Origin of the sequence: Streptomyces sp. NBC_01471 (genome assembly GCF_041438865.1) — a bacterium.
Lineage (GTDB): Bacteria > Actinomycetota > Actinomycetes > Streptomycetales > Streptomycetaceae > Streptomyces.
Genome location: NZ_CP109451.1, coordinates 205482 through 217990 on the forward strand (window position 1 = coordinate 205482; position 12509 = coordinate 217990).

The window sequence follows — 12509 nt, forward strand, 5'->3', positions numbered from 1 at the left end:
GGCCGGCATGAGGGTTCCCTGGCAGCGCGTCTCCCCGCACGCGTGGGGCGCCCATCGCACCATCGGCGCCGCGGTGCGCGCGGCGGCCAGGGGCAGCACCGTCTCGGTGCAACCCGGCGCATACCAGGAGACGTTGGTTCTCGACAAGGACGTCACCATCGTCGCCGAAAAGGGAGCGGACACCGTTCGGCTGGTCGCCGCGCGCGGTCCGGCCCTCACCGTGCACCAAGGCAGCGCCGTCGTACGGGACCTGACCATGGAGGCGACCGATGAGAACGAGCCCGCGGTCGTGGTACGCGGCGGGTCCCCTGTCATCGAGGGCTGCCGGATCGAGAAGGGGCGCCTGGAGATCGCGGGCGACAGCACTCCGGTGGTACGCGACTGCTCGGTGCGTGACGCGGCGGGCACCGGTATCCACCTCACCGGTACCACCCGGGCGGTCCTTGAGAACTGCTCGGTGACCGCGATCGACGGCGACGGCCTCACCGTTGACGCCGCCGCGCGCCCCGAGGTGGCCGGGCTGGTGGTCGACCGCGTCAGCGGGCGCGGCCTGCACATCACCGGCGCCGCGGGCGGAACGTTCGCGGGAGGCTCGATCTCTCGCACAACGGGAGCCGGGATCGAGGTGAGCGGAGCGGCCCTCCCCCTGCTGCGCGAGCTCCGTGTGCATGACACTCAGTCCGAGGGAATACGCGTCCACGCCGATGAGGCGGCGATCCCGGCGCTCCTCCCCGATGGGAGGACAGCCGCGATGAGCCCGGCGGCGGACGCCACGAGTTCCGAAGCCCACGGGGTACGCCTCGAGCGCTGTGACGTCCGGCGCACGGCCGACGGGGTCACCGTCTCCGGCGGGGCCGTCGCGATGCTCCTGGGCTGCCGGGTGGACGACACGCGAGGCGTCGGTGTCCTGGCGGACGGTACCTGCCGGCTCCGGCTGGAGGACATCCGGATCACGGACACCACTGCCAGCGCACTGGCGGCCTCCGGCCGGGCCCGGGTCACCGCCGAACGGACCACCGTGGCCCGCTCGGCGGCGAACGGTGTGTACGCCCTCGGCCAGGCCGAGGTGACACTGCGCGAAGGCGATCTCGAACACTGCGCGTTCACCGCCGTACACTGCGGTGACCACGCGAAGGTGGAGCTCCGGGAGTGCCGGATACACCACACCCCCGAGCACGGTGTCCGGGTGACCGAGGACGCCACCTTGCTGGCCGAGGACGTGCGGATCGACGAGGTCCGGTTGACCGGCATCCTGGTGGACCGCGGAGACGCCGTGCTGCGCCGGTGCCGTATCACCGGTGCCCTGACCGGTATCCACCTGGAGACAGCACGCCGCCCGTTGCTCGAGGACTGCTCGGTCACGGGCACCGGACGCACCGGAATACAGATTGGCCCGGACACCACCGCGCTGCTCCAGGGTTGCCGGGTGTCCCGCACCGGCTCGGCGGGTGTGTTCCTGGACGCACGCAGCGCCGCACACCTGCACCAGTGCGTTGCCGAAGACACCGAAGGCACCGCCGTCGTCATCTGGACCGACAGCCGCGCACAGCTGCGGGAGGTCACCGGCACGCGCAGTGGCAAGAACGGCTGCTATGTCGGCGAAGGCGCTCAACCCCTCCTGGAGGACTGCGACTTCTCGGCCACCGAGTTCCCGGCCGTCTACGTCGGCGCCAAGGCCGCTCCCATGCTGCGGCGCTGTCTCGTGCACGACACGGAGGAGGATCTGTTTCTGGCTGACGACGCGGACCCGCGGTTCGAGGACTGCCGGGTGAGCGATGTCGCCAGGAGCACCCTGCCGACGCGACGACCCGAGCCGGAGACACTGGCCCACGGGTACCGCTCCGGCCACCGGGCAACGACGTCGGGCGACGACACGGACCCGGCCGGAGTGGAGACCGTGGAGACTCTGGACGACCTGCTCGCCGAACTGTCCCTGCTGGTCGGCCTGGAACGGGTCAAGAGCGAGGTCGCCTCCATGGCCAAGCTGATGCGCATGGTCACCCGCCGTCAGGAGGCCGGTCTCGCACCACCTCCGCTCAGCCGCCACCTGGTGTTCGCGGGGAACCCCGGCACCGGCAAGACGACCGTGGCCCGGCTGTACGGGCGCATCCTGGCCGCGCTCGGTCTGCTGAGCCGGGGTCATCTGGTGGAGGCCGACCGCGGATCGCTGGTCGGCGAGTACGTCGGGCACACGGCTCCCAAGACCACGGCCGCCTTCCGCAAGGCTCTGGGCGGGGTGCTCTTCATCGACGAGGCGTATGCGCTGGTCCCGCAGGGGCAGAGTCAAGACTTCGGCCACGAGGCGGTCGCCACACTGGTGAAACTGATGGAGGACCACCGTGACGAGGTGGTGGTGATCGTGGCGGGGTACCCAGGAGACATGGACCGTTTCGTGGGGTCCAACCCGGGTCTTGCCTCCCGGTTCACCCGTACGCTCGCCTTCGACGACTACGCGTCCGAGGAACTGGTCCGGATCGTGCGCCACCAGGCGCGCCAGTACGAGTACCAACTGGCCGACGCGACCGCCGATGTCCTGCTGCGCTACTTCGAGGAGCTCGGACGGGGCGAGGGGTTCGGCAACGGCCGGGCCGCCCGGCAGGTCTTCCAGCGGATGACCGAACAGCACGCGGAGCGTGTATCCGACATGGCGGATGTGCACACCGACGACCTGACCCTGGTACTCCCTCAGGATGTGCCCCGGGTTCTGGACTGACGGGCCCCGCCAGAAATGAATCCGACGGAAGCCCGTACTCCAGGTCCTCTCCCTCTGTCAGTATCCCGCGGGAACAGGAAAAGCCGACTTGTAGTCGGCGGTCGCGTAGGCCTGAGCGGCCCCGTTGAATGCCGCGACCAACTGGCCGATGAGTTCGAGGGAGTCCGCCACCTGTTCGAGTACGTTCTCCTCGGCGGGAAAGATGTACGACGCGAACTGCTTCGCGGCATCCTGAACCGGACTCGGGTTGGTGTCCGACGTCGCCTGTGCGCCGGAGGCCGCTGCCTGGTTCCCCTGCCGGGTAGTCGTGACCGTCGCGTTCTGACCGAAGATCTCCTGGCTGGAGAGGACCATGTTCTTCAGGTTCTCGTACGCGTCCACCATGATGCTTCCGGCACTGAGCATGCCCTGCTCGGATTCCTTTATGGAGCCGATATCGACCTTGAAGGCATTGTGCTCGGGCGGAATGGAGTCGGACGAGTTCCCCTTGCTGGTGTCGGCGACAACCGGAGGTGGCGAACCCCAGGCGACATGCACATCGGGCACCGTGCCATTGAAAGTCGGCGGGGCGGAGTCGGAGCCCCCGCCACCAGCGTTCGGATCCAGCGGCGTCGCATCGTACTTGGAGCGATCGGCTCCCATTCTTCCTCCTGTTCAGCCCGGCGCGCGGGCGCGCCGAATGTCACGCCTCATTCTCCATGGGCGCTACTACTGCCACCAGACTCCCTTGGTCAATAAACCAGAAAATAGCGGGAGAGCCGGACGGAGGAAAACGAGATCCAACCCGGCGGGAAATAACAACTCCCGGCCACTTGCCACCGAAAAGGAATACCTCATGGAGATCCACTCTCTGGCCGAGTTCAAGGCGGACCTCAAGGAGATGAAAGTCGCCCTCGGCGTCGCACAGCACGAAAGCGCACAGATCGACCACCAGCTGACGACACTGGGAGCCGAGTTCGCAACCCTCAACACCACGTGGCAGAGCCCGTCATCGGCCACCTACGAGGAGGTACAACGCTGGTTCAATGCGGCCGCCGCCGATCTGCGCCGCGTACTGGAAGACGGTGTGCATCGCCTGGACAAAGCGATCGCGAATTACGAGAAGGCCGAGGAGGCGAACTTCCACAACGTGACCTGAGCGTCGCGGCACTGGTTCGCCCCGCTGTTTCCTGGCCGGGCGGGTACCGAGCGATGCCCGCCCGCGGCGCCCTGAGTCCCTGTGGCGAAAGCTCCGTGAGCCACCCGGATGTTTCCGTACGTGGCTGTCGCGACGATCGAAACCCCGCGACACATGAGGCGATGCACAGCATGAACTCTGCCCAACGGTCTGATGAGATCAGTGCTTCCCGGCGACGGCCGGCTCCACCGGGTCCGGGCGGTGCCGCAGAGCCGTTGCGGCTGGCGCTGGTCGCGGATGACGCGATCACCGGCGAGGGGGCGAGAGCCTATCTGAGCATGATCAACGGCCTGACCGTGCTGCCGCCCGAACTCCGCGGCGAAGCCGACGTGATCCTCGTCCTGGCCGGCCGCTTCACCACAGCGACCATGGCCGAACTGGAGGCGGCGGCACGCGCCGCGGCCCACGTGCCGGCGGTCCTGGTCGCGGACTCCATCAGCCAGAGCCACCTGCTGCGGGCCATCAGCCACGGTCTGGTCGGCTATCTGGTGCGTACGCGGACCACATGGGAAGAGGCGGTGCGGGTGGTGTTCGACAGCAGGGCGGGCGGCACGGTGTTCCCGGACCACATGATCCGCCTCCTGATCGACCAGACACGCGCGGGTCTCGCCCACCCCTCGATCGCCGAACGGGACAGGCTCCTCATGGCAGACCTGTCCGCGCGCGAGACCGAGGTACTGGAACTCTTCGCGGAGGGTCTGTCGACCGCTGAGGTGGCTCGCAGACTCAGCTACGCCGAGCGCACCATCAAGACCGTTCTCAGCGGTGTGCTTCTGCGGCTCAACCTGCGAAATCGCGCGCACGCCGTCGCCTACGCACTGCGCATCGGCGCCATCTGACCCGGCTTCGCTGTCAGTGCACGCGGCCTGCCGCCGGACGCTCACCCGCCGCCGGTGCCACGTCGGCGACCTCTCGTCGTGAGGGCACTTCCAGCTTGGCCAGGATGTGCGAGACATGGGTCTCCACCGTCCGTCGCGACAGAACGAGTTCGGCGGCGATATCAGGATTGGAACGGCCGAGTGCGACCAGCCGCGCGATGCGGGACTCGGTCTCCGTCAGCGCCTCCCAGCCCTTCCGCGGGCGCCCCCGCGCTCCGCGGACACCGAGCCGGACCCCGTGCTGACGCAGCCGGGCCGCCGCGCGCCGCGCATCCCACCTGGCCCCGAGACGGGTGTACGTCAGCATGGCCTCGTTCAACGCCTCCCGCGCGGAAAGGGGATCGCCCCCGGCGGCCAGCAGACATGCGGCGTCCTCGGCCGTGTGCGCCGCCTCCAGCCGCCGCCCGGACGTCCGGTAGTGCGCGGCGGCCGACAGCACCGGCTCAGGTTCGCCGGAAAGCAGCCCCCGGCACCAGTCGCGGGCCGCCGTGGCCCGGGGCAGCGGGCTGCCATCGGATTCGGCCTCCAGGATGGCCAGCGCTTCGCCGGCCAGCGCCCGGTCGCCGACGACGAGAGCGAGTCTGGCCACCAGCGGAAGCAGCGTCGTGCGGTCGTCCATCACCGCATAGGTGGGCTCGACGACTTCCTTGAGCAGCGTCACCACCTCCGCCACGTCACCGTCCCGTTCCGCGAATGCGGCGCGCGCCCTGAAGTAATAGGCGAGGTTGTTCGTGCGGTAGGGGACGTCCCCGATCTCCTCCACAGCGCGCAGATGGTGCCGCGCCAGGCTCCGGTCGTCGCGATGCGCGGCGATCACCGCGGCGATTCCGTGTGCGGCGACCGGCAGATAGGCGTAGGCGGGGTCGGGAGCGGCCACCGCCGCGAACTCGGTGAGGGCGTCGTCCCAGTCGCCCGTCTGACAGGCGAGTTCACCGGTCAGGAGGGTGAACGAGGTGAGCCGGGAGGTACCGGTCCGCTCAGCAAGCAGCCGTGTCTCACCGAGCACCTCGCGGGCCGGCCCGAAACGGTCCAGATTGCTCAGTGCGGCGACCTGGTTGGTCCGCAACAGCAGCAGCAGGTCGAGCAGTTCGGGATCCGTACCGATGGCATCGACGCCTCGGGAGATGTGCTCCACGCAGCCCTGCATGTCCTGGCGGGCGTAGCACGTCATGGCGAGTGTGTGGCGTGCGTACCCCACGGCCATCGGATCCGGCAGGCGTTCCCCGAGCGCGAGGGCCGCAGCAGCGGTCGACGCCCCCTCCTCGAACCGGCCCGACGCCTGGTCGACCATGGCCTCCATGGCCCGCAGCCTCGCGTACCAGGGAGTGCCGGATGCGAGACCTGCCGCCACTTCACGAACCGCCGTCAGGGCCTCCCCGGGCCGCGCCGTGCGCAGCAGAACGTATCCGAGGGTCCACACGGCCCGGCCGCGCCGCTCCGGGTCCGTGCTGCGTGCGAGGACTCCGCGGGCCACCTCGGCGGCCCTGTCGTACCGCGCCAGGAGGAAGTTGACCGAGGTGAGGTGATCTTCGAGCGACGGCCGTCGCGGGTCGTCCTCGCGGGTGTGCGACGAAGCGTGCTCCAACAGGGCCGCAGCCTCGACGGGAGCCCTGCGGGCGAGCACACCGGCCTTGTCGATGACCCAGTCGGTCTCCCAGCCGTCCGCGGCGTCGATCGCCGCGAGGAGCAACTGCGCGATCCGCTCAGCCGGCCCGTTCGCGGCGATCAGAGACCGTGCCGCGTCACGGTGCAGCGCGATCCGCAGCGCGGCGGGCAAGGACTCGTACAGCGCCTGGCGCAGCAGGCCGTGGCGGAACCGCAGCCGGGGGCCGGAGGACTCCACAACGCCTGCGGCAACCGCCTCCCGCACCGGCCCGGCCAGCGCCGCGGCCGGGCGGCCGAGCACGCCGGAGACATCGGTGACGGAGAAGTCGGAGCCGAAGAGGGCGGCGGTCCGCAGGACGTCGCGGGTGTCGGCGGACAGGAAGTCCAGACGGTCGGCGATCGCCTCGGCTGGTGACATCACGCCCGCCCCTGGGCCGGGGGCCGCGCCGCCGTCGGCGACTGCCCCTGCTCGCACTTCGATGGCGCCTTCCTGCACTTCCAGCGCGTTCGCACGGGTCAGGGCGTCCAGCATCTCCCTGACGTACAGGGGGTTGCCGGCCGCGAGGTCGAGCTGGGCCACCAGGCGGGGGCCCGGCGGGTACCCTCCGGTCAGGCCGCCGGCCAGCTCCGCCACTCCGGGCGCCCCCAGTCGATTCAGTACGACCGACATCCCGCCGTGGTCCCGCAGATCACGGCGCAGCCGGTCTGTCTCCGCTCGCTGCGGTACGGAGCGGCAGGTTCCCACGAGCAGCAACGGCTGCTGCCCGACAGCACGGATCAGCCGCCGCCACACCAGCAGGCTCGTCCCGTCGGCCCATTGCAGGTCGTCCACGGCGAGTACCAGCGGGCCCTGGGCGCACAGCCGGTCCACGAGAACGAGCAACCGCTCGACGGCGGCTGCCACCGGGTCCCCCGAGGCAGCCGCGATGGCTCCGCCCCGATCGACGGAGCCCGTCCCGTCGCCGCCCCGCACGGCGTGACCGGTGCGGGCCCGGGCCGGGACCGCTGATTCCGAGTTGACACCCAGAGCCTCGAACAGCACGGACAGGGGAAGTCGTTCCGACAGTTCGTCGCACGTACCGGTGCGCACGGTGTGACCCGCCTCTTCCGCCGCGGCCAGCCCGGCCGCCATGAGCGCGGTCTTGCCGATGCCCGGCTCACCCTCCACCAGCAGGGCGCGCCCCCGGCCTGCGGAGAGATCCTCAAGCGCCGACATGAAGACCGCGCACTCCTGGTCGCGTCCAACGAGAGGTGCCGAAGGGCCGTTGTGCATACCGAAAGGCTATCCAATGCTGCTCAGGGCTGGTGTGAGGATCTGGATGGGTCTGCGGAACGGCCCGCGGCGCCAGCTCCGGCTCCAGGAGGCGCCGCAGGCCGCCGATGTGCCGGTGCGCGCCATTGACGGCGCTGTCCGGGGGGCCGCCCTCCCCGATCACGTCGACCGCCTCGTGCACGCTGACCGGACCAGGCGCCCGTAGCGCCAGCAGGGCGAGCAGCGCCCGCTGCTCCGGCGGGCCAGGAGTCAGTTCCGTGTCACCGCGCCATACCCGCATCGGTCCGAGAACCGTGTAGCGCCCTGTCTTGACACTGCCCGTCGATCCCGCCACGTTCTTCCTGCCACCGTCGCCGGTCTCCTGCCCGGGGCGGGCCGGTTACATCGCCCGTCGAGCGACTGGCGATTCGAGGGCTCGGACGGTCCACGCACGCCCGTTGCGCCCCGGCGCGGGCGCGCGCCGCCCCTTCCGCTCAAGCGTATCCATCCGTCCCAAACCCGATATGTACTGGCCGGGGCGGGCCGGACCATCAGACTCCGACCAGTTCGATCAGTTCGATGAGGTTGCCCTCCGGGTCGGCGACGTAGGCGTACCGCATGCCCGGGGTCACCCCGGGTGCGGGCGGTGACACCGGGACCGCGCCGCATTCTTCGGTCAAGCGGGCGAACGCGGCGTCGAGGCCGGGGACTTGGACCGCGAGGTGGGTGAAGGTCTGCACGGCGGTGGCGGCGAAGGGATCGTCGTACGCGGCGGGGCTCGAACCGGGCCGCTGGACGAACTCCACCCGCAGGCCGGCCGCGCCGCTCAGGACGACGGTACGGACGTCCGCCTCGGGCATCTCCAGGCGTTCGTCCACGTGCGTGAGACCGAGAGCGTCGCCGTACCAGGCTTCCTGGGCCGCGAGGTCCGCGACCGACAGGCTGACATGGTGGAAACGGGCGGCGATCATGGTGGCTCCCATGGTTAGTACCTTTCACCTGGTAAGTGGTGTTAACCTTACTGCCATGAGTTCTCCCGTCAAGCGGCGACTTACCGGGCAGCACCACGGAGATCTGCGCAACGCCCTGCTGCGGGCAGCCCTGGACCTGGTCGCCGAGCACGGCCCGCACGGCTTCACCCTGGCCGGAGCGAGCCGCCGGGCGGGAGTGAGCGTCGCGGCGCCGTACAAGCACTTCGCCGACCGCGAGACCCTGCTGGCCGAACTCGCCACGACGGGATACCGCGAGCAACGGAAGCGCTTCGCAGCGGCTGTGGCCACCGGCGGGGAACCCGCGGAACAACTGGCGTCCTTCGCGTCCGCCTACGTCCGTTTCGCCGCCGAGGAACCGGCCCTGTTCGACATCACCTTCCACGCGGGCCTCGACAAATCCCGGTTCGCCGACCTGGCTGCGGCCGGCGACGAGGTGGCCGGCCTCCTGCTGCCCATCGCCCGAGAGTTGACCGCGGACGCGGACGACGCGTACGACCTGCTGCTCCGCATCGCCGGCGCCGCCCACGGCCTCGCCGAATTCTTCCGCCAGGGACTGTTCGGCGCGGGAAGCGAAACCCTCACGGAGACGGAGGAGAAGGCTGCCCGCACAGCCCGGGCGATCACCCGGCCGAAGTGACGGGGCACCACCGCCGGGGCCCCTGCCGCCGGTCTTCACCGGCGTTGTGCTAGTTGTTCGGCGAAGGTCAGGGACGGCCGCATCGCGTCGTCGCCACCCGCGACGAGCAACAGATCAGCCCGGGCCCTCTCAACAGGTATCTCCGCTGGGGGAACCAGCTGGCTGAAGCTTTTCTCGCTGAGTTCGTACCATCCGCGGACGGCCACCGGACCGCTTGCCGGTTGTCGATCATTTCTGGGCTGACCGCGTTGACGATGCCTCCGTGGGCCCGCCAGGTGACCACCTGCCGATCCTGTATCGCCTTTCGCGGCCTTCACCTCGCCCCGGCGCTCGACAGGCCCTTCCGGGAGCAGCGTGACTTCGCTGAGCAGGCAGTGAAGCTTCGATACGAGGCTTCCCCGGTGCGGTATTGATACTGCGCCCCCTATGCAGCACGTATCACGCCTGTATCACCGGGGCATTCGCGCCATGCCAGAACCGCGGAGCGGTCTTGTTCACACCCAGAGCGGCAGTAAGACTCACGAGGCAACCACAGGAACAAGCTGATGGGTAATTCGCATGCCGAATCACGCAGCGCACGAGTCACGGTCTGACCCCGCCTCAGAACAGCCGCAACTATCCGATGCCGCTCAGGATTTCACCCACGCTGCCGCGCTCGTCGGCGAAGAGTTCACGCTTCAGGAGGTGGCCCGGGTACAGTCCGTGACCGTGCTCTCCTTGTTGCCTGCGCTTGAAGAGGCGCTCGCCGCAGGAGTGATCGGGTCGACCAGCGACCGGTTCATGTTTCTCTCGCCCGGCCTGAGCCACAGACTCAGGACCGAGATCCCCGCGCCTGTGCGGCAGGCCCTGCTGCGCGGTGTGCCCGTCCCCCGGCCCCGCGAGCACGTCATGGGCACCGGAGGCGCAGGAGCCGACATCGAGGCTGAACCCGGCCGGGAGAGCGGACCGGTGGCGAGGGCGACGGAGCAGACCCCGGACTCCCTGGTGTCAGCCCTCCTGCTGTCACAGGACAACCCGGGCCGGCCTCTCGACCCGCGCAGCGAGGCCGCGATGCGGCGGACATTGGTCCGAACGCCCGGCTCACCCGGGGACACCGCGGACGGGGGCACCGATGGCGCGCTGATTCTTTCGCTGTTCGGCCACAAAGAGACGGAGCAGCGGGACCGGGCGCGGGCCATCGCCACGAAGCGGGGGCAGGGTGCCTCGTCCGTCGTAGCGGCATTGATCCTGTCGAACCTGGAGTGGGCGGCGGGCCACGTCGATCAGGCGCTTGAGTGGGGAGACCGGGCCCAGCGGATGGACCACACTGCCCTGCCGGTCTCCTGGCGCCCCTATCCCTCCCTCGCCCTGGCCGACAAGCTGGCCCATCTCGGCCGATTCGCGGAAGGCGAGACCGAGCTCACTCACACGCGGGAGCTGGCCGAGCGGCTCGACCATCCGTGGGCGAGGGCAGAGTCAGCGATCGTTCGCGGCCGGCTGCTTGCGGGCATGGGCCGTACCGAAGAGGCCGAGGCCGAAGTTCGCACGGGGGTGGCACTGGCACTGCGCGTGAGCGCCCACCTGCCCGCCTCGCAGGGGCTCTCCCTGCTGTCCCTGCTCTCTCTCGCCCGTGGCCGATGGTCCGAGGCCGCGGACCAGATCGGGCGAGCTCGCTCCCAACTCGACTTACAGCCCGGCACGTTGCCGCCGGTGCGACACAGCTGGGCGGATTTCCGCGTCACGACCACCGATATGGACGCGAGCGGGGCGCTCGGCCTGTTCGCCAAGCGGTTCCCCGACCTGCTGGCCAAGCCGTCCCTCTTCCTGCTCAACCCTGAAGTATCCGCGCGCCTGGTGCGTCTCGGCCTGGCCGCGGGCGAATACGGACTGGCCGCGGCGGTCACCCGGCAGGTCACCCGGCTCGCGGACCAGAACCCCGGACAGGCTGGACTCGCCGCCACTGCCAGGCACGCCTGGGCGCTGTTGCACCAAGACCCCGACGCTCTGGAACACGCGGCCCTCCAGCACGTTGCGCCCTGGGCCTCCGCGGCTGCCAGCGAGGATCTGGGTGGCATGCTTCTGAAACGGCGGGAGCACCGTCACACGGCGCGGCGGCACCTGAGGACTGCCCGGGAGCGCTACCACGCCATCGGCGCGCTCGTCTCGGCAGCTCGTGTCGAGTCGCTGCTTCAGGACGCCGGGGAGGACAGTCCGCGACACGTCGGCGTCTCCCAGCCGCCCGCCTCGGGCCGGGAACAGCGCCGGTCCCGGGCCCGCTCCGTGCTTACGGAGGCCGAGCACCGGATCGCCTGCCTGGTGGCTGAGGGTCTGACCAATCAACAAGTGGCGAAGAGGGTTTCGCGGTCGCCACACACCGTCAACTATCACCTGCGCCAGATCTTCCGGAAACTCGACGTGGACTCGCGCGTCAAATTGGCTCGCATACTGCATCCCTGAGACCGGCCGGCGCGGCAGGAGCGACATGGACGTCCTGAGTCCCGGTGCACCGGGACGACCCGTATCCGAGCGCTCCGCCGGAGGGCGGGCATCGGGAGCCGTTGCGCCCTCGCGCTCCCGCCTCCGGCTCCTTATCCGGGTGTCAGCCAGCCCTTCCTGACACCCAGCGCGAGCAGCTCCTCCGTGCAGCTCCACAGCGCGCGCGAACCGTCATCGATGGCGGAGGTGCGTTCACGCACCCGCGCGCCCGTGACGCCCGGGGAACGCCAGGTGCCTCCCTGGTTCCCGGCGTTCAACAGCAGGGGCTGCAAACGGTCCATCGCCTTGGCGAACCTCGCCTCGGGGGTCCGCCGCGCTTCGAACTCGTCCCACAACCCGTGGAACTCCGCCTCCTGGTCGGCGGGAAGTATGGCGAACAGCCGGCCCGCGGCGGCCGCTTCACGCTGTGCCTGGTCCTTCCGTGCCTCGTCGTCAAAGAGGCATGTGTCACCCGCGTAGATCTCCACGAGGTCGTGGACCAGAACAAGCTTCAGTGTGCGTTCGACGTTGATCGGCTCGTTCGCGTACTCCGCGAGGACGAGCACCATCAGAGCCAGGTGCCAGGAGTGCTCGGCGTCGTTCTCCCTGCGAGGTGCGGACAGCAGAGGGCTCAACCGGAGCACTGCTTTCAGCCGGTCGGTCTCGGCGATGAAGGCGATCTGCTCCGCGAGGCGTGGAGAGATGTCGAGCGACATCTCCGCGAGGTCCAGTAGTGGATCCTCGGCCTCGGACGCGGGCATCGGTGTGGTCATGGCCTTTCCTTTCCCGGGGGTGTGTGGC

9 protein-coding genes are annotated in these 12509 nt (G+C 69.6%); 5 read left to right on the forward strand and 4 right to left on the reverse strand.

Going from position 1 to position 12509, the window contains the following annotated elements; translation table 11 throughout:
• The first annotated feature begins 7 nt into the window (after window positions 1-7).
• Window positions 8-2713, forward strand: coding sequence for a right-handed parallel beta-helix repeat-containing protein (locus OG285_RS36770; protein ID WP_331760210.1), 2706 nt, complete (start codon window positions 8-10; stop codon window positions 2711-2713).
• Between the two features lie 57 nt (window positions 2714-2770).
• Here OG285_RS36770 and OG285_RS36775 read toward each other — a convergent pair whose 3' ends face one another.
• Window positions 2771-3355: a hypothetical protein gene (locus tag OG285_RS36775; RefSeq protein WP_331760211.1), complete on the reverse strand. Its 585-nt coding sequence runs from the start codon at window positions 3353-3355 to the stop codon at window positions 2771-2773.
• Between the two features lie 193 nt (window positions 3356-3548).
• On the opposite strand from OG285_RS36775, the gene OG285_RS36780 reads away from it, so the two are divergent.
• Window positions 3549-3851, forward strand: a complete 303-nt coding sequence (locus tag OG285_RS36780; protein ID WP_331760212.1) for a WXG100 family type VII secretion target — start codon at window positions 3549-3551, stop codon at window positions 3849-3851.
• 254 nt (window positions 3852-4105) lie between these two features.
• On the forward strand, window positions 4106-4729 hold the full coding sequence (locus tag OG285_RS36785; RefSeq protein ID WP_331760213.1) for a response regulator transcription factor: 624 nt from the start codon (window positions 4106-4108) through the stop codon (window positions 4727-4729).
• A 13-nt stretch (window positions 4730-4742) separates the two neighbouring features.
• Here the strand turns inward: OG285_RS36785 and OG285_RS36790 are convergent, their stop codons facing one another.
• Together OG285_RS36790 and OG285_RS36795 are read right to left on the reverse strand one after the other, a co-directional pair.
• On the reverse strand, window positions 4743-7646 hold the full coding sequence (locus OG285_RS36790; protein WP_331760215.1) for an AAA family ATPase: 2904 nt from the start codon (window positions 7644-7646) through the stop codon (window positions 4743-4745).
• A 530-nt stretch (window positions 7647-8176) separates the two neighbouring features.
• Complete coding sequence (locus tag OG285_RS36795) at window positions 8177-8608, reverse strand: VOC family protein (RefSeq protein ID WP_331760216.1); 432 nt, start codon at window positions 8606-8608, stop codon at window positions 8177-8179.
• A gap of 43 nt (window positions 8609-8651) precedes the next feature.
• On the opposite strand from OG285_RS36795, the gene OG285_RS36800 reads away from it, so the two are divergent.
• Both OG285_RS36800 and OG285_RS36805 read left to right on the forward strand, forming a co-directional pair.
• Window positions 8652-9254, forward strand: coding sequence for a TetR/AcrR family transcriptional regulator (locus OG285_RS36800; protein ID WP_331760217.1), 603 nt, complete (start codon window positions 8652-8654; stop codon window positions 9252-9254).
• Window positions 9255-9938: 684 nt separating this feature from the next.
• Window positions 9939-11690, forward strand: coding sequence for a LuxR C-terminal-related transcriptional regulator (locus OG285_RS36805; protein ID WP_371793716.1), 1752 nt, complete (start codon window positions 9939-9941; stop codon window positions 11688-11690).
• A gap of 131 nt (window positions 11691-11821) precedes the next feature.
• Here the strand turns inward: OG285_RS36805 and OG285_RS36810 are convergent, their stop codons facing one another.
• Window positions 11822-12481 (reverse strand): HD family hydrolase, encoded by a 660-nt coding sequence (locus tag OG285_RS36810; protein WP_371793717.1) that lies wholly within the window; start codon window positions 12479-12481, stop codon window positions 11822-11824.
• Between the last annotated feature and the right edge of the window lie 28 nt (window positions 12482-12509).

Excerpts from the sequence above, each read along its gene's own strand:
- OG285_RS36770 (WP_331760210.1), top strand. The coding sequence starts at position 8 with ATGAGGGTTCCCTGGCAGCGCGTCTCCCCGCACGCGTGGGGCGCCCAT.
- OG285_RS36775 (WP_331760211.1), bottom strand. The coding sequence starts at position 3,355 with ATGGGAGCCGATCGCTCCAAGTACGATGCGACGCCGCTGGATCCGAAC.
- OG285_RS36780 (WP_331760212.1), top strand. The coding sequence starts at position 3,549 with ATGGAGATCCACTCTCTGGCCGAGTTCAAGGCGGACCTCAAGGAGATG.
- OG285_RS36790 (WP_331760215.1), bottom strand. The coding sequence starts at position 7,646 with ATGCACAACGGCCCTTCGGCACCTCTCGTTGGACGCGACCAGGAGTGC.
- OG285_RS36795 (WP_331760216.1), bottom strand. The coding sequence starts at position 8,608 with ATGGGAGCCACCATGATCGCCGCCCGTTTCCACCATGTCAGCCTGTCG.
- OG285_RS36800 (WP_331760217.1), top strand. The coding sequence starts at position 8,652 with ATGAGTTCTCCCGTCAAGCGGCGACTTACCGGGCAGCACCACGGAGAT.
- OG285_RS36810 (WP_371793717.1), bottom strand. The coding sequence starts at position 12,481 with ATGACCACACCGATGCCCGCGTCCGAGGCCGAGGATCCACTACTGGAC.